We start from the raw sequence: 25,907 nt of genomic DNA on the forward strand, positions 1-25,907 counted from the left end.
AGCTATATGCGGCTAGATAGAGGCGAGAAAATATTTAATGTGTTCAACGCGATATTCATGCTGTTCTTCATCTGCATCATCGTATTTCCATTGATCAACATCATTGCCCTTTCATTCAACGATGGGTATGACGCAATGAAAGGTGGCATTTATCTATTTCCAAGAAAGTTTACGCTAGTAAACTATGAGACCATATTGAAGGATACGACCATTTACCGGGCGTTTGGAGTTACGGCGGCTAAGACTGTAATCGGTGTCATCGGACACTTGGTTATCACAGGGGCTGCAGCCTATGCGATGAGCAAGCCTTATTTATTGGGAAGAAGATATTCATCCGTATGGGCGTTATCACGATGTTTTTCTACGGTGGAATGATTCCGACATTTCTAGTCATTAAGTCGGTAGGTCTATTGAATAGCTTCTGGGTGTACATCATTCCTGTGTTATTCAGCTTTTACGACATGATTATATTGATGAATTTCTTCAGAAGTTTACCGGACTCTATTGAAGAATCGGCCAAGATTGACGGAGCTAACGTATTTCAGGTTTTCTTCAAGATTATTATCCCGTTATCTTTTCCGGTGTTGGCGACGATCGCCTTGTTCCACGGGGTGTATCAATGGAATGATTTTTTCGTGGCCAAGCTCTATGTGACAGATAAGACGCTTTACCCGATTCAATATTATTTGTATCAGCTCTTAACGAGCACTGCCGCTGCGAGCTCGGCCAAAGCGGGAGTATATATCTCCAAGGCGTTTACGACCCAGTCTTTGCAGCAGGCGACGATGATCGTTACAACTTTACCAATTATGCTGATCTATCCTTTCCTTCAGAAATACTTTATTAGCGGCATGCTTGTCGGAGGAGTTAAAGAATAATAAAAGCGAGGGATAACATTATGAAGAAATCAATCTTACTTCTGACTTTGGTCGCCTTAGTAGTTTCATTGACTGCCTGCGGGGGCAAGAAGTCAAGCGCGGAATTACCGGATTCAACGATTGAAGTGGACAAGGATACACCAAGCTGGAAAAATGACAAGGCAACGGCTGATCTTGACTGGTATATCAATTTCGATTGGTTCGCCCAAACCTGGGGTAAAGATGTATCTTCCAAATATATTTCGGAGGATACCGGGGTGAACATTACTTACTTAGGTGGCAGCGATGATAAGCTGAATACGATGATGGCTTCCGGATCGCTTCCAGACATTATTACTGTAGATGGAAGCAACCCTTTTGTTAAGGAAGCTGAAAAATTTGCGATACCACTGGATGTTCTGGCTGAGAAATATGATCCTTATTTTCTAGAAAAAGCGGCCAAGCCGGAAACGCTTAAGTTTTTCACAAGAGACGACGGCCATATTTACGGGTATCCGAACTTCTCAAATACGAAATCGGATTATGAGAAGGGTGGTATTTATGCGAACCAGGGGTTCCTGGTGCGGAAGGATATTTATGAACAGCTTGGTAAGCCTGATATGACCACACCGGAAGGCTTCATCTCGGCACTGGAAGCAGCACAGAAGCTGGGAGTGAAGGATGAACTGGGGAAATCGGTCATTCCGATCGGGATGTCTGATTTTAATGAGGGCTCGGAGCTAAACGGAATATTCAATAGAACGTTGGCGGATTTTATCGGAGTTCCTATGTTAACGGAAGATGGCAAATATTATGACCGTTATACAGATGCGGATTTCCAGAAATGGTTGAAAGTAATCGTCGATGCCCGCCAGAAAGGGCTGACAGACCGCGACATGATTACGATGACCAAGGATGACAAGGACGCGCGGGTAACGAATGGCAGCTACTTCGTCTACTTCGTTTCAGACTTGAATAGTGAGACAGATACGTTGACTGTATGGGCAAATGAGAACCCGGATAAAGAGTATATTGCCGTTAACGGACCATCTTCTACAGTAGGCAGAAAGACAGCATTGCCGGGTACTTCCATAGAAGGCTGGACGCAGACTTTCATTACTAAGGACTGTAAGAACCCGCAAAAAGCTATGGAGTTCTTGACCTATTTAGTTAGTGAGTATGGTGACACCGTAATGAACTACGGACGTGAAGGTGAAACCTACACGATGGTGGACGGAAAACCTGTGTTGAATGCTGATCTTCTTAAATTTAAGCAAACCGATCCTGCTGGCTTCGAGAAGGAAATCGGATTGACAACTCACTTATGGGTGCAGGATAGCGCTTTGCTCTCCCGTCAAATGGGACTTGATCAATTCCCGAAAGCATTGCAGCAAGCAAAAGAGTGGACAGTAGATTATGTAGTGCCACAATTCGAACTAGCGGGTCTGGATGTCTATTTAACGAAAGAATCATCCAGAAATGCAGAGAAAATCAACCAGAACTGGTCACAGACGATCGCCAAGATTTTGGATGCCAAATCGGATAGTGAAGTCGATCAAGCGATGAACGAGTTCATTAAGTATCGCCAGGATAATGGCTATGGCAAATTGGTAGAAGAGAGAAACAAACAAATCGAGGCTAATGCGAAGAGATTGGACTAGTCTCCATAAAATACAAGAAGAGGACTCTCGATATCGAGAGTCCTCTTCTTGTGTACTCCACAGTGTGATTGTAATTTCTATCGCTATTAATTTTTCACCACATTAGGCATGTTCTTGATCATCTGTTCATTCGGAGTAACAAACAGAGTCTTCTGATGATCATAGATCACGAAACCTGGCTTAGCCCCGCTTGGCTTGCGGACATGGCGGATCAATGTGTAGTCGACCGGAACACTGCTGGATTGCTTAGCCTGACTGTGATATGCAGCTAACTGTGCCGCTTCGTCGAGGGTCGCATCACCGAAGGAGTTACTGCGAATCAGCACGTGTGAGCCTGGTATATCCTTTGTATGCAGCCACGTATCGTTCACATTGCCGATTCGGTTAGTGACATAGTCATTCTGCAGATTGTTCTTGCCTACATAGATCTCGATCCCTTCTGAAGAAGTGTAGACATGGAGCGTCGGCTTGTCGTTTTTCTTCTTCTTTTTCACCTTTTTGCTCCGATCGCGCAGATACCCTTGCTGGATTAATTCTTCGCGGATTTCATCGATATCGTCAAGCGTAGCATGAGAGAGCTGCTGCAATAGCTGCTCCATATAGCTGATCTCTTCGCGGGTAATCTTCATTTGTTCATCGATGACTGTCAGGCTGTTCTTGTACTTATTGTATTTCTTAAAATAACGCTGGGCATTCTCTGATGGCGTCAATAGCGGATCAAGCTCAATCTTCTCTGTTCCCTGGTTCTCATCGTAGTAGTTGATTAATTCTACGGATTTATCTCCCTTATGCATCAGGTGCAGGGAGGAGAACAGTAGTTCACCCCGGATGCGGTATTGCTCGGCATCCCCGGCTTCAGCCAAGTCCTCTTCTAGTTTAGACATTTTCTTAACATTTTTACTCAGTTCATTGTGCAGGAACCGTAGTAGATCGCTTGTCTTCTGCTTAACGGTGTCTCTTAAAGCCTTGTCGCCGTAGTATTCTTCCATGCAATCGCTAATCGAATCATATGTGTGCAGATCCCTCTGGATCAGCGTGAGCTTCACGGCAGAGAATATACTCTTTCCTTTGGCATTCTCGCCGTAACCGGTTCATAGCGATGCTCGCGAATTTGCGTCATCAGGTCGGCAAAAGAGCTCCAGAGCGAAGTTACTTTACCCGTTGTCATCTCATGAGAGACATTGTTATCTGTGGCTACTCCCGCTATGGCTTCCTCTGCCTGGCTTGCCCTCAGACATATCTCTTCAGCGATGAGTGGGCTAAGTCCACTAAAGGTGGATACAAGCCAGCTCTTGTCCGTAGTTCCGATCTCAGCCTGCCGATAGGCCTCCATGAACTGTTCCTGGGCAACTTCAAGCGGATGCAGTTTATGCTGCTGTGGGGGCTCTGTATAAGTGAAGCCGGGCATGACGATCCGGTAACTGCTGATTGACGGGGTTACATGGTGAATTCCGTCCAGCTGCGTTCCCGACGCGGGATCGAACAGAATAATGTTGCTGTGCCGCCCCATTAATTCAATGATGATGCGCTTCAAGGATTCATCCCCAAGCTCGTCGCGCTGCCGTATGTCAATATGGATAATTCGTTCCATCTCTTGCTGGGTGACCGCTTCAATCACACCGCTTTCACAGTGCTTGCGAAGCAGCATGCAGAACATCGGGGCTTCCAGCGGGTTGGGGAAGGATTGTTCAGTCATTTGTACCCGAGGATATGTCGGGTTGGCTGAAAGCAGCAGACGCCGGTTACCTCCTCTGGAGCGCAATTGAATAATGATGTCGTTATCCGTAGGTTGATGTATTTTATTGATGCGTCCACCGACGCAAATCTGCAGTTCGTGAACGATGGAGCGCGTTACTATTCCGTCAAGTGCCATACCATATAATCTCCTGTCTTTTTATACTCTCCTCTATGATGCCATAACTGGGGCAAAACTTAAGAGCTTCTTCTGTGATAATTTGGGACTGGCCGGAATACATTTACCCTAGGTGGATAAGCCTCACGCTGTTATCGTACTAAATACGGGAGGGGAAAAAGGAGAATGGAACAAAAAAACTGGCACCAGTGGAATGGGGAAGAGCTTCTGGAGCTGTTGAACGTGAAGCGCGAACAGGGCCTGACCCGGGATGAGGCGCAGAGGAGACGGGAAGAGAACGGCTGGAACGAATTGTCGGAAGGCAAGCGTGTATCCCCGCTACTACTGTTCCTGAACCAGTTTAAGGATTTTATGATGCTCGTATTGATGGGAGCTACGCTCATATCGGGAATTCTAGGCGAATATTTGGACGCCATTACGATTATTGCCATTGTGATCCTGAACGGTGTGCTCGGGTTTATTCAGGAATTCCGGGCTGAACGCTCATTGCGAGCTTTGAAGCAGTTGTCTGCTCCGAGCGCGAAGGTATTGCGTGATGGGTCTATCGAGCATATTCCGGCCAAGGAGCTCGTTCCTGGCGATATCGTCATCGTTGAGAGCGGAGACCGGGTTCCAGCAGACGTGCGCTGGCTGTCTGTGAGCAGCTTGGATGTGGAGGAGTCTGCATTGACCGGGGAGTCCCATCCGGTTGGCAAGCACGCCGGGGTGCTCCGCGAGTCCGAGGTGTCTTTGGGCGACCAGAAGAACCTAGGCTTCATGGGTACGATGGCAACCCGTGGCAGTGGCAGAGGGATCGTCGTTCGTACTGGCATGGATACAGAGATGGGTAAAATAGCGGATCTGATCCAAAATACCGATTCCCAGGAGACTCCACTGCAGCGTCGTCTTGAACAGTTGGGCAAAATATTGATATATCTCTCGTTGGGACTTACGGTATTAGTTGTCCTCGTTGGCATTTTGCATGGACAACCGCCTGGGCGATGTTCTTAGCTGGGGTGAGCTTGGCAGTAGCGGCGATTCCCGAAGGTCTTCCGGCGATCGTCACCATTGCATTGGCGCTTGGCGTGCAGCGTATGATCAAGCGTAAAGCGATTGTCCGCAAGCTTCCTTCCGTAGAGACATTGGGCTGTGCTTCGGTTATTTGCTCCGATAAGACGGGGACGTTAACTCAGAACAAAATGACAGTAACCCATGTGTGGGTTGAAGGACGCGCACTGGAAGTGACAGGTGACGGCTATGAGCCAGTAGGTCAGATATTGGAGCATGGGCGATCGGTTGATCTCAAGAAGGATCAGAGCTTGCGAAGGCTGTTGCAGGTCAGCTCGTTGTGCGGAAATGCCGTGATCTATGAGGAAGATGGCGAGCAGCAGGCGAAGCGCAAGGGAAAGGAACTGGATGAGACTGCTGCTTCGAGATGGAAGCTAAAAGGGGATCCGACTGAAGGAGCGCTCATTACACTGGCAGCGAAGATGGGCTTATCTCCAAGCGCGCTCAGCAGCATGTATACACGCGATAAGGAATTGCCATTCGATTCCGATCGCAAGCGGATGTCCGTTATCGTATCTCATCAAGGTGGCAAAATGGCGCTTGTCAAGGGAGCTCCGGATATGCTTCTGGAGAAATGCTCCTATATATTATGGGATGGCAAGGTGGTTCCTTTCACGGGAACTTTCCGTCAGAAGGTACAGGCTGCCAATGAGGAGATGGCACGGAACGCACTGCGGGTGCTTGGAATGGCCTACCGCGATTTGCGGCCAACGGATCCCGCGGATTCTGAAGCGGATGTTGAGTCTCAATTAATATTCATCGGACTGGCAGGAATGATTGATCCGCCACGCCGAGAAGCGCGCGAGGCGATATCTGTCTGCCGCCGTGCTGGTATCAAGACGGTAATGATTACAGGCGACCATGGTCTGACGGCCGAAGCGATCGCCGCCGATCTCGGTATCATTCCAAGGGGCGGACGTTCCATGTCCGGTAATCAGCTGGCTACACTAAGCGACGAAGAGTTGGATCATCAAATCGATCAGATCTATGTTTATTCCCGGGTTGCTCCGGAACATAAGCTGCGAATTGTGAAGTCGCTGCAGCGCAAAGGGCATGTCGTGGCAATGACCGGTGATGGGGTCAATGACGCACCGGCGATTAAGGCGGCGGATATCGGGATCGCAATGGGCATTACTGGTACTGATGTATCCAAGGAGGCCTCTTCCTTAATACTCAGTGATGACAATTTCTCCTCCATCGTGGCAGCGATTGAGGAGGGACGGAATATTTATGAGAACATCCGTAAGTTTATCCGCTACTTGCTTGCTTCCAATGTCGGTGAGATATTAACGATGTTCTTCGCCATGTTGGCTGGGTTACCACTACCACTGCTGCCGATTCAGATCCTATGGGTCAATCTCGTCACAGACGGTCTACCAGCGATGGCGCTTGGCGTAGACCAGCCGGAGAAAGATTTGATGGAGCACAGGCCGCGCGGAGCGAATGAAAATATTTTTGCACGAAGACTGGGTTGGAAAATTATTAGCCGCGGATTGCTGATCGGCTTCTGTACACTCGGAGCCTTCTGGCTTACGTTGCACACCGCGCCGAATGATCCGGCTCAACTAGCCAAGGCCCAATCGGTTGCCTTTGTAACACTGGTCATGGCCCAGCTCATCCATGTGTTCGACTGCCGGAGTTCGCGTTCGATTTTCCATCGCAACATCCTTCAGAATCGTTATCTGGTCATAGCTGTGCTATCATCGGTCCTTCTGCTGCTCGGGGTAATGTATATTGAGAGCCTGCAGCCGATCTTCAAGACGGTACCACTTGGTTTCCGGGAATGGGCGCTCAGCTTCGTTGCCGCAGGCATACCGACATTCCTGCTTGGGGCGGGTAGTGTCTGGTCGGGTCGTCGTCGCAAGTATAACGGTCCGAGACAGATGATTCCAGCGAAAAGTACAAATATTCGTGCATAAAATCAATACCTTTCCTCTGAAGTAAAATATAGACTAACCCCATAAAGTATTGCTCTGATCACAAAGACAGGGCTCTAGGGAGTGGGGTTCAAATGGAATTTACGAAAATGCATGGCCTTGGTAACGATTTTCTGGTGTTCTATGGTGAGAAGGAATTACCGCAGAATGTCTCGGATTTGGCTATAAAATGGTGCAATCGGTATTTCGGTGTGGGAGCGGACGGTCTGGTGTTTATTTTGCCATCTGATCGAGCTGACTTTAAGATGAGAATTATTAACTCCGACGGTACAGAGGCTGAACAATGTGGGAATGCGATCCGCTGCGTTTCTAAATACGTCTATGAAGCAGGGCATACAGAAAAGCAGCGGATGACGTTTGAGACGCTTGGCGCCGGCGTCCAGGAAGTCCATCTTCAGGTGGAGAATGGAGCTGTGAAAAACGTCCGGGTCGATATGGGTGAACCGATTCTGGAGGGAGTAAGAATCCCCACAACGCTGGAAAGTGAACCTATTGTAGCCTATCCGATTGAAAGTGATGGGCAGCGATTCAGCTTCACAGCGGTATCGATGGGTAATCCCCATTGCATTATTTATGTGGATGATGCGCCGCATTTTGAACTGGAGAAGTGGGGGCCGCAGTTTGAAGTACATCCTTACTTTCCAAGGAAGACGAATGTGGAATTCGCGACCGTTACCTCGCCTGAACGGATTGAGATGAGAGTATGGGAGCGTGGAGCGGGTCCAACACTAGCCTGCGGAAGCGGCGCATGTGCCACTTTAGTATCCTCCGTATTGAACGGGTACACGCAGCGTAAGGCCTGGGTCGGTTTGAAGGGCGGCGATCTCTATATTGAATGGAACCCTAGCGACAACCATGTGTATATGACTGGTCCGGCGGTGATCGTATATCAGGGTGTAATTGAATGATAATATGTGCAAAAAGGCCTAAGGGCCTTTTTCTATTTAAAGTATTTTAGCAGTAGATCTATCTCTCGCTTTATTGCTATAAGAGAAATATAACGATAGAAAGTTCTATCAATTCCTTATCAATTGGCGGAAATTATGATAAATTAATATGAAACTAAGGCGAAAAGGTAGTCTCTATACCGTTCAATTCGTACTATGATCATATATTAAGGAGGGGCTCATATGAGGCCTGATCTACGTCAAACGTGGCAAAATGAAGTTCTTATCGGCGATGGAGCTATGGGTACCTACTTGCACCAATTGGGCTTTTCCGTCGGCATATCTTATGAAGAGATGAATATAACTCGGCCTGAGGTGATTCAAGATGTACACCGCCGTTATATTGATGCAGGTGCGAGATTAATAGAGACAAATACGTTCTCCGCGAATTTCTATAAATTGTCCAAGTTCGGTTTGGAAGGTCAAGTAGCTGACATTAACCGTGCTGCCGCACGCATTGCTAGACAGGCTGCAGGCCCAAATGTTTTTGTTGCCGGTGGTGTTGGCACAATTCGAGGCGGCAAGCGAATAAATGTGACTGACCAGGAATTGGTCAAGTACTTCGAAGAGCAGATGTCCGCTCTACTGGCTGAGGATGTAGACGCGCTTATCTTGGAGACTTTCTACGATTTAAAAGAGATGCGTATAGCGCTCGGACGAGCCCGTCATCTGACGAGCTTGCCGGTCATTTGCCAGTTCGCGGTTGATCAATTAGGCAGAACATTAGATGGCTACACCATTGAGGAAGCCTTTGGTATTCTTCAGGGGAAGGGGCCGATGTGCTTGGCTTCAACTGTCATTCCGGACCAAAAGGCATTATGAGTGTCATGGAGAGACTGGACGGACCTCTGGATATACCAATGTCCGTATTTCCGAACGCAGGTTTGGCGGATTACGTAGATGGAGAATATGTATATGGGGCCACTCCCGCATATTTTGGAGAATGTGCGGTAACATTTGCTGATTTGGGATCACGATTGATTGGCGGATGTTGCGGTACGACGCCGGAGCATATAGCTGCTACTGCTAGGGCGCTGGCTGAATATGTCCCTGCCTCACTTACAGAAGGACGCTCACTTCCAGCTGTACGTGAATCGATTCAGGTGCTTGAGCGTGAACAGGATAACGGAGGCTACCGTCTGACGGGCAATAATCCAAATATCGTTGAGTTGGTTAAAGAACGGCATACGGTTATCGTGGAGCTAGATCCCCCTCGCGATCTGGATACAAGCAAGTTCATGGAGGGCGCAGCCGCTCTTAAAAAAGCAGGGATTGATGCTTTAACATTGGCGGACAATTCCCTGGCCGTAACAAGGATGAGTAATATGGCGCTCGGTTTGCGAGTACAATCTGAGCTCGGCCTAAGACCACTCATTCATATCGCCTGCCGCGATCGTAATCTGATCGGCACACAGTCGCATATGATGGGATTCGATGCCCTTGGTATCGATCATGTTCTAGCCGTGACTGGTGATCCGGCCCGCTTCGGGGACTTACCGGGAGCCAGCTCAGTTTACGATCTCACCTCGTTTGAGATTATTCGTATGATCAAGCAATTAAATGAAGGGATCGCATTCTCGGGCAAACCGCTTAAGCATCGCGCCAACTTCGTGATCGGTGCTGCTTTTAACCCGAATGTGAAGCATCTGAACAAAGCCGTAGAGCGGCTTGAGAAGAAAATTGCTTCTGGTGCGGATTACATCATGACCCAGCCGGTCTATGATCCTGAACTGATCGTGGCAATCCGGGAAGCTACCGCGCATCTTGATATTCCGATCTTCCTCGGCATTATGCCTCTGGCAAGTGGTAAGAACGCCGAATACCTTCATAATGAGGTCCCGGGCATCACATTGTCTGAGACCGTCCGCAAGCGGATGGAGGGGCTTCAGGGAGCAGAAGGCCGTGCTATGGGCGTAGAGATTGCCAAGGAACTACTTGATACAGCAATGCAGCATTTTAATGGTATTTATTTAATGACTCCTTTTATGTTCTATGAAATGACAGTAGCTTTGACAAATTATGTCCATGAGAAGTCGATGCATGGGGCTTCCCACTTGTCTCGTTCATAATTATCAATTACAATAGGGTAACGGATGTGATGTTCATGTCTCACAGTATGACTGGGTACGGTGGTTCCGTCAGACATTATGGCGGTTATAACCTTCAATTTGAAATAAAATCTGTCAATCATCGGTATTCTGAGGTTGTACTTCGGATGCCCCGAGAGTGGACTTGCTACGAGGATAAGCTGCGGCGGATAGTACAGGAGCATGTGAAACGCGGCAGAATTGACGTGTTCATAAGCAAGGAACGGGATGATGACAGTTCCTTGCCTTTTGTACTGAACCGTCCGGTTGTTGAGGCTTATATACGGGCGAATGAAGAGCTAAGGCAGCATTATGGTCTTGACTCTTCGCTTACCGCCAAGGATTTGCTCACACTGCCGGATGCCGTTATTACTCCGGATCCATTAATGGACGGAACTGTGACGGACGAACAGTGGGAGACGGTTCTAATCGAAGGCCTTGAAGAAGCACTGGAAGGGCTTATCGCTATGCGTGAGCAAGAAGGGCTTCACTTGGTCTTTGATTTGGAACAGCGTCTATCCAGGTTGCAGGAGATCCACGCGGACATCGTCAGGTTGGCGCCAGAAGTAGTAATGGACTACCGTAATCGGCTCAAAGGGCGACTCGCCGAACTGTTGGAGGGGGCTTTTGATGAACAGAGATTCGCGATGGAGGTCGCCGTATTTGCGGATCGTTCCAATATCGACGAAGAACTAATTAGACTGAAGAGTCACTTCGAGCAGTGCCGCGGATTATTGCAATCGGAAAGGCCGGTTGGACGGAAGCTGGATTTTTTGATACAGGAAATGAACCGGGAGACGAATACGATTGGTTCAAAGGCTAATCACCTGGCTCTGGTCAACCATGTAGTCGAGATGAAAGCAGAACTAGAGAAAATTCGTGAACAAGCGGCCAATCTCGAATAGCGAGACTAAGAGTCAAGTAAATTAGGGGGAAAAACCTGGATATGGCAATTAAACTTATTAACATTGGCTTTGGTAACATCGTATCAGCCAACCGAATCATTTCAATCGTGAGTCCTGAATCTGCGCCGATCAAGCGGATTATTCAGGAGGCAAGAGACCGCCACATGCTGATCGATGCGACCTATGGACGTCGCACGCGTGCGGTAATTATTACCGACAGCGATCATGTCATATTGTCAGCAGTGCAGCCGGAGACGGTTGCTCATCGCTTATCCACCAAAGATGATGACAACGACGAGTAAAATGGAGAGAACTATGGCTAAAGGGTTATTAATCGTATTATCAGGGCCGTCCGGTGTAGGCAAAGGGACGGTCTGCAATGAGTTGCGGGCACGTATGCCTGAACTTATTTATTCCGTATCTGCGACGACACGGCAACCGCGCCTGGGTGAAGAGAACGGGGTTAATTATTTTTTTAAGTCTCGTGAGCAATTTATAGAGATGATCGAGAAGGATCAGTTGCTTGAATATGCAGAATATGTAGGAAATTATTACGGTACTCCACGTGATTTCGTCGAGGAGACGCTCGAGAGCGGCCGTGATATCATTCTTGAAATCGAGGTGCAGGGTGCGCTTAAGGTGAAGGAAAAGTTCCCACAGGGCGTGTTCGTATTTCTTCTTCCTCCTTCCTTGGATGAATTGAAGGACCGCATTCAGGGACGGGTACAGAGACTCAGGCGACGATCGACCATCGGATGTCGGTTGCGGCTGATGAGATTGGACTGCTTGAACAATATGATTACGCCGTAGTCAATGATGAGATTGATCATGCCTGCAGAAGAATTGAGGCCATCATTGCGGCGGAGCATTGCAAAATAAGAAAAACTGCCAATGTTTAACTTTTGGTAAATGACTCTAAATAGAAGAGGTGTGTTGTTTCATGCTATATCCATCCATAGATAAGATGCTAGGCATCGTTGGTAGTAAGTATTCCCTAGTTGTAGCTGCTTCTCGTAGAGCTAGACAGCTCAGAGAGGGCTCCAAGAGTGATCTGGAGCATCCAAGATCCCATAAACAAGTCGGTTTGGCTTTAGAGGAAATTTACGGCGGTTACGTCAAGCTTAAACCGGAAGTTGTACAACCGGAAACAATCGAGAAATAGAATAGATCGACCTCGTGGTCATGTTGACTTTGAACAACCTCTTTAGATACAACCGCGAGGTTGTTATTTTTTTCTGCTCGTTTTGGTAAAGGCTGATTTCACGGATCTGTTGTAAAGGCAGGGAATTGACTTCGTGATAATGTGAAAGCGGGGGATTGGACGATGTTAATCGGCAAAAAAATATTGCTTGGCGTTACAGGGGGGATCGCTGCGTTTAAAGCAGCTTCGCTATGCAGCAAGCTTGTGAAGGAGGGGGCGGAGGTTCGCGTCATCATGACCGAATCGGCAACGAAATTCATTAGCGAGCTGACATTGCAAGCCTTGTCCAAGAATGTGGTATATACCGACACCTTTGATGAGAAGAAGCCGGAGGCAATTGCACATATAGAACTGGCTGATTGGGCAGATCTAGTTCTTGTCGCCCCGGCTACGGCCAATATGATCGGTAAAATGGCTGCGGGTATCGGAGACGATATGTTATCGACGACTCTACTTGCTGTTACAGCACCGATTATGCTGGCCCCAGCAATGAATGTACATATGTACACCCATCCAGCTGTCGCTAGAAATATGGCAGAGCTGCAATCACGCGGGGTTCATATGATTGAGCCGGGTGTCGGCTTGCTGGCCTGTGGATATACCGGCAAAGGGAGAATGGAGGAGCCTGAAGCGATTGTAGATGCGGTGAATCAATTCTTTTCGCGTCAGGCTACACGGGCTGAACTTCCACTTGCCGGCAAGCAGGTTGTCGTAACCGCAGGGGGAACGATCGAGCGCATTGATCCGGTTCGATATATTACGAATGACTCCTCAGGTAAGATGGGATTTGCCGTAGCTAAGGCTGCTCAGGAGCTTGGTGCTAATGTTACTCTTATCGTTGCCCGCACACAGGTAGCTCCTCCAGTTAATATCAATACCGTACATGTAGAGTCAGCTATGGAGATGTATGAAGCTGTTGCTGCTGTGTGGCAGGACACGGATATTTTAGTGAAGGCGGCTGCCGTAGCAGATTATAGGCCGAAGAATCCAGCGCAGCATAAAATAAAAAAATCGGGTGACGATTTGCAATTGGAACTCATTAAAAATATTGATATTTTGCAGACAATGGGTCAGCAGAAGACGTCACAGTTCCTGATCGGATTTGCAGCCGAGACCGACAATCTGGAGCAGTACGCCATGGATAAGCTGCAACGTAAAAACTGTGATTTGCTGATAGCTAATGATGTAACTCAAGCAGGGGCGGGCTTTGGAATCGATACGAATATCGTGAATATCTATGATGCGCAAGGTCTGGTGGAATCTTTGCCTATGATGACAAAAGAGGAAGCTGGGCTCCGAATTATGGAACTGGCTGCGGAACGACTGGCGGGAGCCAGCAAATGAATTGCAAAATCGCCAGAGTAATTGTTGACGTTCCGAGCCGTGGTACGGATCGTCCCTTCGATTATATTATTCCAGATACGATGAAGGATTGGATCGAAATCGGTAGCCGAGTTGGCGTTCCATTCGGACACCGGACGGTACAGGGCTTCGTTATTGATCTCCGGCCTGATTCCGAGTTGAATTTCGCGCGTATGAAGCCGATTCAGGAACTGCTAGATCTAATGCCACCACTCCCACTTGATCTAGTCAAGCTGGCCGAGTGGATGAGCCATAGGTATGCTTGTAGTATGATCTCTGCGCTTCAGGCTATGATTCCTACAGCCCTTAAAGGTAAAGCGGAGAGATACATTCAACTCCATGAAGATTTAGATCATACGGATGCTGATCATGAGGACGAAGCTTTATATGCGGCACCGCCACTGCTGACTGGTGAGGAAGAGCAGATCGTCGCTTACATTAGAGCGAATGGATCGGTTCTGATGACGATGACTCATCTGAATGCTCAGTTTCCTGGTCAAGGGGAGACGATCAAAGGCTTATTGCGGGCCGGTGTACTGACAGAGACTCAAATGATCAAGGATAAAGTCCGTAAAAAGACCGTCAAGACGGTAACAGCAACGGTAAGCGGGGAGCAGGCGGAAGCTGTACTCGCCTCCTTCAGCGCTCAAGCGCGCAGGCAGAAGGAGGTTCTGCAGTTTTTGCTTGAGGTAGGGATTACCATATCTCTCCAGGAACTGCTAACGACGCTAGGCGTTACGGCTGGAACGGTCAAGAAGCTTGCAGAGAAAGGCTTCGCGGTTATAGAGGACGCTGAGGTATTCCGTGATCCGTATCAGGATAGGCACTTCAAACGGACAGAACCGTTGCCGCGTACGCCGGAGCAAGAGTCTGTCTACAGAAAAGTAAGCGAAGTGCTGGATAATAGATCCTATGGCGCTTTTTTGTTGCATGGGATAACCGGAAGCGGTAAGACTGAGGTTTATATGCAGACGATTGAACGCTGCATATCATATGGCCGACAGGCCATTGTACTCGTGCCGGAAATCTCATTGACTCCGCAGATGGTAGAGCGTTTTAAGGGACGATTCGGTAATAAGGTTGCTGTTATGCACAGCCGCCTGTCAACCGGCGAGCGCTATGATGAGTGGCGGAAAATTAGAGAGGGACGTGTGCAGGTTGCAATCGGTGCCCGATCCGCAGTCTTCGCCCCTTTTTCCGATCTCGGATTAATAGTTATGGATGAGGAGCATGAGACCTCCTATAAGCAGGAAGAGACTCCTAAATATCATGCTCGGGACGTGGCAATCCGGCGAGCCAAGCATCATCATGCTGCTGTTATCCTTGGTTCGGCTACACCGTCACTGGAGAGCTACCACGCAGCCAGATCACTCGATAATGAGCACTATACGCCTATGCTGCTGGAAATGAATGCACGTGCTTCAGGCAGCAAGCTGCCAGGTATACAGATTGTGGATATGCGGGAAGAATTGCGAGAAGGGAACCGCTCCATGTTCAGCCGACAGCTTCATGCTGGATTAGAGGCTAGACTTGAACGCGGTGAACAAAGTGTGTTGTTCCTGAACCGCCGCGGATTCTCGACATTTGTCATGTGCCGTACTTGCGGATATGTGGCCGGCTGTCCGGATTGTGATATATCACTGACCTATCATCAGAAGTCGAACAATTTACGTTGTCATTATTGCGGCTATGCCATCCCTGCACCTTCGGTATGTCCGGAGTGCGGGAGTGAGCATATCCGATATTTTGGAACTGGTACCCAGCGAGTTGAGACTGAACTGTCCAAGCTGTTTCCTGGGATTCGGGTTATTCGTATGGACGTAGATACGACGACTGAAAAGGGCTCACACGAGAAGTTGCTACAGGCTTTCCGAGAGAAGAAAGGCGATGTGCTGTTGGGAACGCAGATGGTAGCCAAGGGACTGGACTTTCCGGATGTTACGTTAGTGGGCGTTATTGCTGCGGATACTGCGCTTAATTTCCCGGATTTCCGGTCTGCGGAGAAGACTTTTCAGTTGCTGACGCAGGTGGCCGGCAGGGCGGGACGTCACCAGCTCCCGGGCGAGGTTGTGATCCAGACGTATATACCAGATCACTATTCGATCGTACACGCCAGCTCACATGATTATAACTCGTTTGTACGCGAGGAGCTGCTGCACCGTAAAGCTCTTCATTATCCGCCATATAGCCGCTTGATTCTTGTAACGCTGTCCCATGAGAAGCTACCGTTATTACTACGGATGGCCGAGAACTTCACAGCGAACTTGCGCGGCAAGGCCCAGCAGTTGGGATGGTTCGGCAATATGGATCGTTTTACGAGAGACGTCTTGGATATTCTCGGTCCTGTCGCCTCACCAATCCCGCGGATCAAGAACCGCTACAGATTCCAATGCATGGTAAAGTACCGCGGTTCACTGGATGCGGCAGAACTGGTACGCAGTGTAGCTGAGACCATGCTGAATGATATGCGCGACTCATCATTTCAGATCAGTATTGATGTGGACCCGCAGATGTTGATGTAACTGGACATTTATTTAGTTGAATTTTTGCAATTAAGTATTCGCGATAATTCTATTAATCAAAGAGGACTTTTTAACGACTTATAAAAGGATGGTGTGTTTATATGGCATTGCGGATTATTGTCCAAGAACCGGACGAAGTGCTACATCAGTTAGCTAAAGAAGTTAAGAAAATTACTCCGAACGTACAGAAATTACTGACCGATATGGCGGAGACAATGTATGATGCCGAGGGCGTTGGGCTTGCGGCACCGCAGGTTGGCATTCTGAAGCGAGTCATTGTCGTGGATGTAGGCGATGAGCATGGGTTGATTGAATTGATTAATCCCGAGATTGTCAGCAAAGAAGGAGAGCAGTTTGGACCTGAGGGCTGCTTGAGCATCCAGGGTTTACGTGGGGATGTGCGCCGGGCACAAACAGTAACGGTAAAAGGCCTCGACCGTAATGGTAATGAAGTAACTTATACAGGATCTGATTTGCTCGCGAGAGCTTTCCAGCATGAAATTGACCATCTGAACGGTGTTCTATATACGGATGTTGCGGAGAGAGTATATGAAATTACTGAAATTACTGAAATTACCCCTGAGGGTGAAGAAAAGGTGTGAAGGATAGGATGAATATCGTATTTATGGGGACACCTGCTTTTGCGGTTCCGTCTCTGGAGTCTCTGATTGCAGAAGGCTATAACGTAGTTGGTGTCGTGACTCAGCCGGATCGCCCACAGGGGCGGAAGAAGGTATTGACTCCGACTCCGGTAAAAGAAGCGGCTTTGCGCCACGGGCTTCCTGTGCTTCAACCGCAGAAAATGCGCGCACCGGAAGCTGTTGAAGAACTGGCTGCACTGCGTCCTGATCTTATTGTTACGGCAGCCTACGGACAGATTCTGCCTAAGGCTGTGTTGGAGTTGCCCAAGTATGGCTGTCTGAATGTGCATGGATCACTCTTGCCCGCTTACCGTGGAGGGGCGCCGATCCAACGCTCGATCATCAACGGTGAGAAGGAGACCGGAGTTACGCTGATGTATATGGCAGAGGGTCTGGATACGGGCGATATGATCGAGAAGGTTGTCGTTCCGATCGAGGATGAGGATAACTCGGGCACGATGTTCGAGAAATTAAGTCTTGCTGGGGCGAAGCTGCTGATGGAGCAGTTGCCGCTTATTTTGAACGGTACCGCCAAGCGGATCCCGCAGAACAATGAAGAGGCTTCGTATGCTTCTAACTTGTCGCGCGAGGATGAGCGGATCGATTGGACGGCATCTTCACGCGATATTTTCAATCGAGTTAGAGGCTTAGTACCATTTTCGGGTGCTTTTGCGACATGGAATGATGAAGTATTCAAAATATGGTCGGTAGCCAAGCCGACAGGAACAGGATCAGCATCGGCTTCCGAGACAGTTCCCGGGACTGTGCTTGAACTGTCCGAGCAGGGAATCGAAGTGAAGACTGGCGATGGTTCGGTCTGGCTGACCCGTGTTCAGCCTGCTGGGAAGAAAGCAATGGAGGCTGCTGAATTTATTCGCGGCGGTGTTATGAAGAAAGGTATGGTATTGTCATGAGCGACATGAAAGGCCATTCCGGCAAGGCGGGCGGCAACAAGAGAAGACAGGGGAATCACGCTGGAGCTGGCATGGGCTCGAATGCTGGCAATAGAAACAAGAAGGCGCAACCTACTGCACGGGATACCGCTCTGGATGTGCTGACCTCTGTTGAGCAGGAAGGGGCATACAGCAACTTGCTGCTAAATGGAGCATTGCAGAAATCCGGACTAAATGGTCCGGATGCAGGTCTCGCTACAGAGCTTGTGTACGGTACGATATCGCACCTAAATACGATTGATTATTTTTTGGAGTCCTTTGTTAGCAAAGGGGTGGCCAAGCTGCAGCCATGGGTCAGAAATCTATTACGGCTGAGTTTCTATCAATTGTATTATTTGGATCGTATACCGCCCATGCTGCGGTGAACGAGGCTGTAAATATCGCAAAACGGCGCGGCCATCAAGGGATCTCCGGTATGGTGAATGGGGTGCTGCGTAATGTGTTACGTCGCAAAGAAGAGTTGTCCCTGCCTAGTGATCTCCCTTCGGCGGCACGGATCTCACTTGCTCACTCCCATCCGGAATGGCTCGTCTCACGTTGGATTGAGCAGTACGGGGAAGCTGTTGCGGAAGCGATTTGTATCGCCAATAATGAACCTCCTTCCGTCAGCGTTCGTGTGAATCGTTCGCGGACGAGCCGAGAAGAGATGATCGCTATTATGAAGGAACAGGGGATGGAGGTTGCTCCGTCGCCTATATCACCGGATGGTATTTTAGTATTAAGCGGCGGTAACATGGCACTGACTAAATGGTATAAGGATGGGCTTATATCAATCCAGGATGAGAGCTCGATGCTCGTTGGCGCGGCTGTTCAGGCAATGCCAGGTATGAAGGTGCTTGATTGCTGCGCCGCTCCCGGAGGTAAGACATGTCATATCGCTGAACGGATGGAAGGTCGCGGTCAAGTAATCGCCAATGACATCCATACGCATAAGGCGCAGTTGATCGCCGATCAGGCAGAGCGGCTTGGGCTTACCAACATCGAGACGATGACGAACGATGCAGCCAAGCTATCCGAGCGCTTTGCAGCAGAGTCATTCGACCGTATTTTACTAGATGCTCCATGTTCAGGGCTAGGTGTAATTCGCCGGAAGCCAGATATGAAATGGACAAAACACCCGGCGATATTACGGAGATTAACGCGATTCAGCATACTGTATTGGACGCCGTGTGTAGACTGCTGAAGCCGGGCGGAATTCTGGTTTACAGCACCTGTACGATTGAACGGAGTGAAAATGCGGGCATGGTGGAAGCTTTTCTACAGCGTCATCCGGAATTTTCACTTGCGGAGGATATGCCGGAGGACTGGCAAGCCTTACAGGAAGCGAATACCAGAGAGAAGACAGGACTGCAGATCCTACCGCAGGACTATCATTCTGACGGATTTTACATCGCGCGTCTCGTGAAAACTTCGCCTGTAAAATAAAGGGATTCAAATGTTAGTTAATACTTAATCCTTTACGAAATACCCACAATTGTTATATACTGGAATCAGTGAAGCACACTTCTACTTATTGTTAAGAACGATAATAGGAGTGTGTTTTTTGTACATAAATAGGCCCTAATTGGGCTTATTAGGCTTGGGTAGTAATTCATATGAGTTTGTGAATTCATCTATAAGAGATTAGGAGAGTTGATTTTAATGAAGAAATGGTTACCCCTTCTGTTGAGTGGAGCAATTGGTTTAGGAGCAGTAAGTATGCCTGTGTCGGTGAACGCGGCTGATGGCTTCAAGGATGTTAAAGCAGATCATTGGGCAAAAAGTGCGATCGAATCTGCAGCCAGCAAAGGATATTTCAAAGGATATGCTGATGGTACATTTAAACCGAACGCTACTCTGACTCGCGCCGAATTTGCTGCAACATTAGCACGGCTTTCCAAGGTTGATGGTGTGGAGAATCCTGACCATGTCTTTGCTGATCTATCTGGGCATTGGAGCGAAGCTGAGGTAAACCGCGCGGTATCATTAGGATTTATCGATCCTAAAGATTATCCAAATGGATTTAAACCGAATACACCGGTGACTCGATTTGAGATTGCCAAATGGATGACCTCCGGTCTGGCTGCTGTTGATGAGGATTATAAGCAAGCGCTGGAAGATACAAAGACGACAGTTATTCCAGTTAAAGAGTACTTTACACCAGGCATTCCTGAATCAAAAGCTCCTTATGTAGCGGTGGCTATGGGCACGAAGCTGCTTGGGGGTTATCCGGATGGGACATTTGGGCTTAACAGCAATGCAACCCGTGCAGAAGCTTCTACGATTCTATTAAGATATGAATCTGTTAGCGGCAAGAAAGCAGATGAATTCCTGGGGTTAACGGAGCTACGCCAAGTTGGAACAGAGCGTACGAATATGGAAACGATCAGTCCGTTTACTACTAAACCGTCGTCTTTTAATAATGTAGTAGAAAAGAGCTATACGTTTCGTAATAATGCTGGAAGCTTGAAACTGCATAATTATATTGTAGTGGATTCTGAGAATTTCAAAAATATTGAGAGTATTTATGCTCCGTTATTTATTGATGATAAGAGTTATAATAGTCGTCTTGATGAGAAAGGAATATACAGAGCGTATATTCAAATAACAATTTACCCTAAATCTAAGGAATTTGATCTTGATCATTATATGGGTGGTGTACGTGCTGGAGTTGTACACGGAAGTAGAATAAATAATGGAAATATAGCGGGGAAGTACGGCTACCTTACTTTACCTAATACGGACACAAAACAGTTCTTTATAGATCAAAAAGATCAGGATGGGGGAATCACAGTTTGGGTTCAAAGATATTTGGATTCCAATAATATTGGAGACCAACTAGTAACGGATGATAATTCATTTCTTAGTATCAAGACTAAAAATTAAATGGAGTATTCATTATGATAAAAAAGTGGATTTGTAGCTTTGTTACACTCATACTCCTATTAAATGAAATCCCGATTTTTTCCAATGCTGCTTTTAATGAAGGTTATCCTACCTCTGGATATAAAATAAGTGCTCCTTCATATATGCAAACCTTGGAAGTGAATGTATCAGGTAGGACTGATGCTACTCCTAAAGTGGTTTGGACTCAAACAGATAAACAGATCTGGACTGCAACTTTCGCTGATGGCGTTGTAGAAACACCTAATGTCGGTAAGGGATGGGACGCATTACCAAAATCGAAAGAAACTGCAGAAAAAATAGATATGACCGTATATGTACCTGATTCAATGCGAGACACTGCAGATAACAAATATAAGAGAGAATATATCCGAAATCTTGGTATAGCAGATATGAATTGGATACGAGCCGACTCGTACTCGAAAGTTGATGCAAAGCCTGACTTCAAAGTTGGAGAAATTACCGCAAATATTAAGGTTATAACAGGAAACTTACAAGAATATAACAGTAAACCACAATATTCGACTCAACCAAATGGAGACCCTAAGTTTAATGCCCATTATTGGATTCCCATGGATGTAACATTTCAGGGAACTATCGTGGAAAAGAAGCAAATTCGTGTACTAGAATCTGCAGCCTTAAATATTAATGATACGAAGGATATGATCGCTCAGGTAAGAACCTTAGAATATAGTATGTCCGATTGGAATGATAAATGGACAACCGTGACCACGGCAACTGAGTGGCAGTCTAGTGATCCAAGTGTGGCAACCATTGATGCTAACGGTAAAGTTACTGCAAAAAAGAGGGAAAGACAACGATTAGCGCGGCATGGAAAAAATTCCCTTATGAGCTTAAGACAACAGCTCTTATTACAGTAGGTGAAAACACGGAAAACGGTTGTTTATTAGACCCGACTGCTCCTGAGTGCGGTGGTGGTGGTGGTGATGGTGGTGACGGAGGAAGTGTTGATTGCTCGTCACCTGATCTAGGACAAACTATGTCTGGGCAAGATTTCACACCTAATGTCAGTGCGGTAATTAAAGCAGATAGTCGCGGAAATGAGCGGTTTAATGTTCTTGATGGAATACCGACAACAGAGAGTTTATACGGAAATGTGTGGTCGAAAGATTACCTAAGTAAATATCAGTATCAGGAAATGAAAGGTAAATGTACGTTTAATGTTAATGTTACCGTAATGCCGCCACCAGTTCCAAATGACCCTGCCCCAGCCCCTGGTCCAGATCCTGGAGAGAGTGGGGAAGAATCAGGGACTACGGTTCAGGTCATCATAGAGAAAGAATATTCTTATTGGACGATTCTGAACGTTGATGTTTATCAAATTAAGGAAGCAGCACTGTGGAACTATGCCTTTGATGGTGGAGGCATTCGGATTCAGCCGAGCGGGTACAACGCTCCGTATTATTCAACATCCCAGACTGCCGGTTATGAAGCATCTTCGGTTCCTGAGGACATTACAGTCAATTTCGATGCAGATCCACAGGCTGCTGCAGAATCGGCCGTATATGTTAATGTCAGCAATGATACATTCACTTTTAATAATCAGACTTTGATGAATGGATCAACCACAAGCAATCATGGATCGACACCGAGAGCGATTCCAATCGCTCCTATGACAGGGACAATGTCCTTTATAGTCCTAATAACATGATTCCAATGAGTAAAACGAATAAACCTAACGAACCAAGTTCAGGAACCATTTTTTATGGACAAGTCAACGGATCGGGTACGATGGACTTTACAATCGATGGTATTAATCCGGTTACCGTACATACACCAGTCGTTATTTATCCGGGAGTATCCGACGATAAGGCTCATAACCAGAAGACGAATCCGGCATTAAGCCGTTCGGCGATTATTCTGGAGCGTCCCTTTACCGTACAGATGCCGAATAGCGGACAGCATACCAATTATGTAGGGTATGGAAATCGTAATTATTTAAAATACATAGGAAGTAAGCAAATTCGCTTTCCATTTGATGTGTACAATGAGGCGAAGACGATCTTTTATCCGAAGAACACTTGGATTGAGGTGGAGAAGTCACAGGAATCCTTTACCTTTTATTTACCGGTATGGGTAGATGAAGGCTTCTACGATGTAGAGTTCAGAACGATTGCTCATAACGCGCCTGTCGGTGCGACTCATGAGACGAATGCAAACTTGAATCTAACGCATCATATCGCCTATGGCACTGTTCCCGTAGATGTTATCGGCCGTGTGTACGATTTTCATGTAACAGATATTGCTGACTACAACTGGGAGAGCGTATTTCGTAAGGAGATCGGAAGTGCGGAGCCCACAAGCGCATCTTACTGGGTCGGACTGGTGGAATCGATGGGGCGCCGCGGGGCAATACAGAGAGATACACCCTCCCGATTCGCTCTGGAAGTCATCCTCAATATAAAAACGCGGTACTCAAACCTGGCTATCATTTTAAGTTTGATTTAAAGACAAAGGGCAATATGTGTGCGACTTGTTTTGCTATAACTGAGTAAAATCAGGAAATGCAAGGACTTTCAAAAGTCTAACTTTCTATCTGAGGACAGGAATGAGGAATCCAAGTTTTCCGAAACTGTTCCGTTGAGACTCCTACATGCCTCCTGTTCAGCAGAAATAAGAGGTATGAAGCTAGGTGAAGTCGGCAGAAAGAAGGCTACAGCCACCTATTAAGGAAGGTATGCCAACCGATATGCCGGACGGCTGAAAAAATTGTCTATGGTGAGAATGTTCATATGGGAACCGACGAAACTCCGAATTTACGAATCTAAATGCCTACCTCATGGAAACATGTTGACCAACGAATGTTGGGGCAAGCGGCGTAAAGTACGATTACATGTTAGGAAATACGCTATACCGAACAATGGCGGTATCACACTTGCAGGTTCAAAGGAGTCACCTAAGGACAATATGCATAGCTAAGATAGAAGGAACAAGGAAACCAAGGGACGTCGCAACAATGGACTGCTATCCAAGACGGTTGCTATAAGGTTAATTCCGAAATGCATTTATCCTTGCGAGAGTAAGGGCACTACCAATGAAGCTTCTGTAACGGGAGTGGAGGAACAGCCCTGAGTCTTGCTATTATGATAAACAACTTCCAAAAGTGAACTGTATCGGTCGGGTATGAAAGTGGGGACAATCTCTACAAGGAGGTTGCCACAATACAGGCTCTACGTTATTGGGATTACTACAACTTAACGGATACCTTTACTGATTTACATGAACGTGCTAAGCAAAAAGGGGCATTTAACCGTCTGTATGAATTAATCACATCAAAGGAAACTATTCTTCTTGCCTACCGCACAATTAAGTCAAATAAGGGATCGAAGACAGCAGGAACAGACGGCAAGACAATTGAGAACCTTAAAGTAATAACTGATAGCGACCTTGTAAATCTCATTAAAACAAAACTGGAAAATTATCATCCTAAGAAAGTTAGACGAGTCTATATTCCTAAAGCCAATGGAAAAATGAGACCATTGGGGATTCCATGCATCCTAGACCGATTAATACAACAATGCTTTAAGCAAGTGCTTGAACCAATTGCCGAGGCACATTTTTATAAACATAGTTATGGGTTCAGACCGCTACGATCTACCCACAACGCATTGGCCAGAGTGCAATTTTTGATTAATAATGGAGGACTCCATTACATCGTAGACATTGATATAAAAGGATTCTTCGACAACATTAATCACTCAACCTTATTAAAGCAGCTATGGAATCTAGGGATACATGACCGTAAAGTCTTGCGCATCATCAGTCGAATGCTGAAAGCTGAGGTTGAAGGCGAAGGCATTCCTGAAAAGGGAACCCCCCAAGGTGGGATACTATCCCCTTTGCTTTCCAATATTGCATTGCACGACCTGGATGTATGGGTAGCTGGGCAATGGGAGAACTTCCAACCCAATCATGCATATACAAAGAGGAATAAATACAACGCTTTGAAGAAATCAAAGCTTAAAGAAGGATTCATCGTTAGATACGCTGATGACTTCAAGATCCTCTGTCGTGACTGGAAAACAGCCCAAAAGTGGTTTCATGCCGTAAGACTATACTTGAAAGATCGTCTAAACTTGGATATCTCCCCAGATAAATCGAAAATCTTAAATCTTCGAAAGAAGAAATCCGAGTTTCTTGGATTTACTATTAAGGCTACGATAAAGGGGAAAAAGGCAGTTGCGCATACCGGTGTGATTGATAAGAAAAAACAACAAATAAAACTGCAATACAAAAAACTCATTCAAGATATTAAAAAATCACCTTCGGCTGGTAATGCACACCGCTTCAACAGTTTTGTTCTTGGGATTCACAATTACTTTAAGAAAGCAACGCATGTATTTATCGAGTTCTCACGACTTGCCTATGACCTGAAAAAGTTCACCTATAATCGTTTAAAGCAGATTGGTAAATACGAGCATCCGAATAATCCACCTCCTACATATAGGAAATTCTATTCAACAAGTTATCGAACATTTAATGTTGATGGGATATACCTGTATCCAATAGTGGATGTAAGAACCTCCAAAAACCTGAACTTCAGTCAAGAGATGACACCATTCACTGTGGAGGGACGGAGCCTCATTATCAAAAAGCTTAGTGGGCATGTACAAACAGAAATCATCAAAATGATGAAATCTGACAATCCACAACGAAGCGCTGAATTTCTGGATAATCGGATTAGTCGGTACAGTATGGTGATGGGGAAATGTGAAATTACAGGCATGTTCCTATTTGCGAATGATGTACACTGTCATCATTATGTACCAACGTATCTCGGTGGAGATGACAAATATAATAACTTACGCATCCTTCATCGAGATGTCCATACACTAATTCATGCTACGAATGAACAGACGATTATTGGACTCAAGCGTATGCTTGGTTTAACAGAACCTATGTTGCAAAAAGTTAACCAATACCGCAAAATGAGTAACTTGGAAATAGTTGTTTAAAACATAATAGCAAGATGGAGCGCCGTGTGCGGTGAAAGTCGCATGCACGGTGCGG

At 46.8% G+C, this 25,907-nt stretch carries 14 protein-coding genes and 6 pseudogenes; 19 read left to right on the plus strand and 1 reads right to left on the minus strand.

The window, feature by feature from the left end; all coding sequences use genetic code 11:
• Positions 1–6 precede the first annotated feature (6 nt).
• Both RE628_RS09505 and RE628_RS09510 read left to right on the plus strand, forming a co-directional pair.
• Positions 7–878: pseudogene (locus RE628_RS09505) on the plus strand (carbohydrate ABC transporter permease).
• Between the two features lie 20 nt (positions 879–898).
• Positions 899–2,518, plus strand: coding sequence for an extracellular solute-binding protein (locus RE628_RS09510; RefSeq protein WP_309158491.1), 1,620 nt, complete (start codon positions 899–901; stop codon positions 2,516–2,518).
• 86 nt (positions 2,519–2,604) lie between these two features.
• Here RE628_RS09510 and RE628_RS09515 read toward each other — a convergent pair.
• Positions 2,605–4,391: pseudogene (locus RE628_RS09515) on the minus strand (NFACT family protein).
• Between the two features lie 188 nt (positions 4,392–4,579).
• On the opposite strand from RE628_RS09515, the pseudogene RE628_RS09520 reads away from it, so the two are divergent.
• The 17 genes and pseudogenes from RE628_RS09520 to ltrA all read left to right on the plus strand — a co-directional run.
• Positions 4,580–7,354 (plus strand): annotated as a pseudogene (locus RE628_RS09520) (HAD-IC family P-type ATPase); the annotation flags it as partial.
• A gap of 95 nt (positions 7,355–7,449) precedes the next feature.
• On the plus strand, positions 7,450–8,283 hold the full coding sequence (gene dapF, locus RE628_RS09525) for a diaminopimelate epimerase (RefSeq protein WP_309158492.1): 834 nt from the start codon (positions 7,450–7,452) through the stop codon (positions 8,281–8,283).
• 222 nt (positions 8,284–8,505) lie between these two features.
• Positions 8,506–10,391: pseudogene (locus RE628_RS09530) on the plus strand (bifunctional homocysteine S-methyltransferase/methylenetetrahydrofolate reductase).
• Between the two features lie 35 nt (positions 10,392–10,426).
• Complete coding sequence (locus tag RE628_RS09535) at positions 10,427–11,314, plus strand: YicC/YloC family endoribonuclease (RefSeq protein WP_309158493.1); 888 nt, start codon at positions 10,427–10,429, stop codon at positions 11,312–11,314.
• Between the two features lie 41 nt (positions 11,315–11,355).
• Positions 11,356–11,616 carry an extracellular matrix/biofilm regulator RemA gene (gene remA, locus RE628_RS09540; protein WP_005548256.1) on the plus strand — a complete coding sequence of 87 codons (261 nt, stop codon included), beginning with the start codon at positions 11,356–11,358 and terminating at the stop codon, positions 11,614–11,616.
• 13 nt (positions 11,617–11,629) lie between these two features.
• Positions 11,630–12,213, plus strand: a pseudogene (gene gmk / locus RE628_RS09545) (guanylate kinase).
• 41 nt (positions 12,214–12,254) lie between these two features.
• Positions 12,255–12,476 (plus strand): DNA-directed RNA polymerase subunit omega, encoded by a 222-nt coding sequence (gene rpoZ / locus RE628_RS09550; RefSeq protein WP_309158494.1) that lies wholly within the window; start codon positions 12,255–12,257, stop codon positions 12,474–12,476.
• A gap of 162 nt (positions 12,477–12,638) precedes the next feature.
• Complete coding sequence (coaBC, locus tag RE628_RS09555; RefSeq protein WP_309158495.1) at positions 12,639–13,859, plus strand: bifunctional phosphopantothenoylcysteine decarboxylase/phosphopantothenate--cysteine ligase CoaBC; 1,221 nt, start codon at positions 12,639–12,641, stop codon at positions 13,857–13,859.
• Entirely contained in the window at positions 13,856–16,399 is a 2,544-nt protein-coding gene (gene priA, locus RE628_RS09560; RefSeq protein WP_309158496.1) for a primosomal protein N', read from the plus strand. Before coaBC ends, priA begins: the two co-directional genes overlap by 4 nt.
• Positions 16,400–16,500: 101 nt before the next feature.
• Positions 16,501–17,001 carry a peptide deformylase gene (gene def, locus RE628_RS09565; protein WP_309158497.1) on the plus strand — a complete coding sequence of 167 codons (501 nt, stop codon included), beginning with the start codon at positions 16,501–16,503 and terminating at the stop codon, positions 16,999–17,001.
• Between the two features lie 8 nt (positions 17,002–17,009).
• On the plus strand, positions 17,010–17,954 hold the full coding sequence (gene fmt, locus RE628_RS09570) for a methionyl-tRNA formyltransferase (protein WP_309158498.1): 945 nt from the start codon (positions 17,010–17,012) through the stop codon (positions 17,952–17,954).
• Between the two features lie 71 nt (positions 17,955–18,025).
• A pseudogene (gene rsmB, locus RE628_RS09575) lies at positions 18,026–19,418 on the plus strand (16S rRNA (cytosine(967)-C(5))-methyltransferase RsmB).
• Positions 19,419–19,634: 216 nt separating this feature from the next.
• Complete coding sequence (locus tag RE628_RS09580; protein WP_309158499.1) at positions 19,635–20,858, plus strand: S-layer homology domain-containing protein; 1,224 nt, start codon at positions 19,635–19,637, stop codon at positions 20,856–20,858.
• A 14-nt stretch (positions 20,859–20,872) separates the two neighbouring features.
• Complete coding sequence (locus RE628_RS09585; RefSeq protein WP_309158500.1) at positions 20,873–21,757, plus strand: Ig-like domain-containing protein; 885 nt, start codon at positions 20,873–20,875, stop codon at positions 21,755–21,757.
• A 119-nt stretch (positions 21,758–21,876) separates the two neighbouring features.
• A complete protein-coding gene (locus tag RE628_RS09590) occupies positions 21,877–22,548 on the plus strand; it encodes a DUF5704 domain-containing protein (protein WP_309158501.1) in 672 nt (223 codons plus the stop codon).
• Between the two features lie 5 nt (positions 22,549–22,553).
• Positions 22,554–23,345, plus strand: a complete 792-nt coding sequence (locus RE628_RS09595; protein WP_309158502.1) for a hypothetical protein — start codon at positions 22,554–22,556, stop codon at positions 23,343–23,345.
• Positions 23,346–24,058: 713 nt separating this feature from the next.
• Positions 24,059–25,852: a group II intron reverse transcriptase/maturase gene (ltrA, locus tag RE628_RS09600; protein WP_309159423.1), complete on the plus strand. Its 1,794-nt coding sequence runs from the start codon at positions 24,059–24,061 to the stop codon at positions 25,850–25,852.
• The last annotated feature ends 55 nt before the right edge of the window (positions 25,853–25,907 follow it).

The organism is Paenibacillus sp. D2_2 (assembly GCF_031199965.1).
Lineage (GTDB): Bacteria > Bacillota > Bacilli > Paenibacillales > Paenibacillaceae > Fontibacillus.

What these genes read in the sequence shown, in the direction of transcription:
- RE628_RS09510 (WP_309158491.1), top strand. Translation starts at nt 899, where the DNA reads ATGAAGAAATCAATCTTACTTCTGACTTTGGTCGCCTTAGTAGTTTCA.
- dapF (WP_309158492.1), top strand. Translation starts at nt 7,450, where the DNA reads ATGGAATTTACGAAAATGCATGGCCTTGGTAACGATTTTCTGGTGTTC.
- RE628_RS09535 (WP_309158493.1), top strand. Translation starts at nt 10,427, where the DNA reads ATGTCTCACAGTATGACTGGGTACGGTGGTTCCGTCAGACATTATGGC.
- remA (WP_005548256.1), top strand. Translation starts at nt 11,356, where the DNA reads ATGGCAATTAAACTTATTAACATTGGCTTTGGTAACATCGTATCAGCC.
- rpoZ (WP_309158494.1), top strand. Translation starts at nt 12,255, where the DNA reads ATGCTATATCCATCCATAGATAAGATGCTAGGCATCGTTGGTAGTAAG.
- coaBC (WP_309158495.1), top strand. Translation starts at nt 12,639, where the DNA reads ATGTTAATCGGCAAAAAAATATTGCTTGGCGTTACAGGGGGGATCGCT.
- priA (WP_309158496.1), top strand. Translation starts at nt 13,856, where the DNA reads ATGAATTGCAAAATCGCCAGAGTAATTGTTGACGTTCCGAGCCGTGGT.
- def (WP_309158497.1), top strand. Translation starts at nt 16,501, where the DNA reads ATGGCATTGCGGATTATTGTCCAAGAACCGGACGAAGTGCTACATCAG.
- fmt (WP_309158498.1), top strand. Translation starts at nt 17,010, where the DNA reads ATGAATATCGTATTTATGGGGACACCTGCTTTTGCGGTTCCGTCTCTG.
- RE628_RS09580 (WP_309158499.1), top strand. Translation starts at nt 19,635, where the DNA reads ATGAAGAAATGGTTACCCCTTCTGTTGAGTGGAGCAATTGGTTTAGGA.
- RE628_RS09585 (WP_309158500.1), top strand. Translation starts at nt 20,873, where the DNA reads ATGATAAAAAAGTGGATTTGTAGCTTTGTTACACTCATACTCCTATTA.
- RE628_RS09590 (WP_309158501.1), top strand. Translation starts at nt 21,877, where the DNA reads ATGTCTGGGCAAGATTTCACACCTAATGTCAGTGCGGTAATTAAAGCA.
- RE628_RS09595 (WP_309158502.1), top strand. Translation starts at nt 22,554, where the DNA reads ATGAGTAAAACGAATAAACCTAACGAACCAAGTTCAGGAACCATTTTT.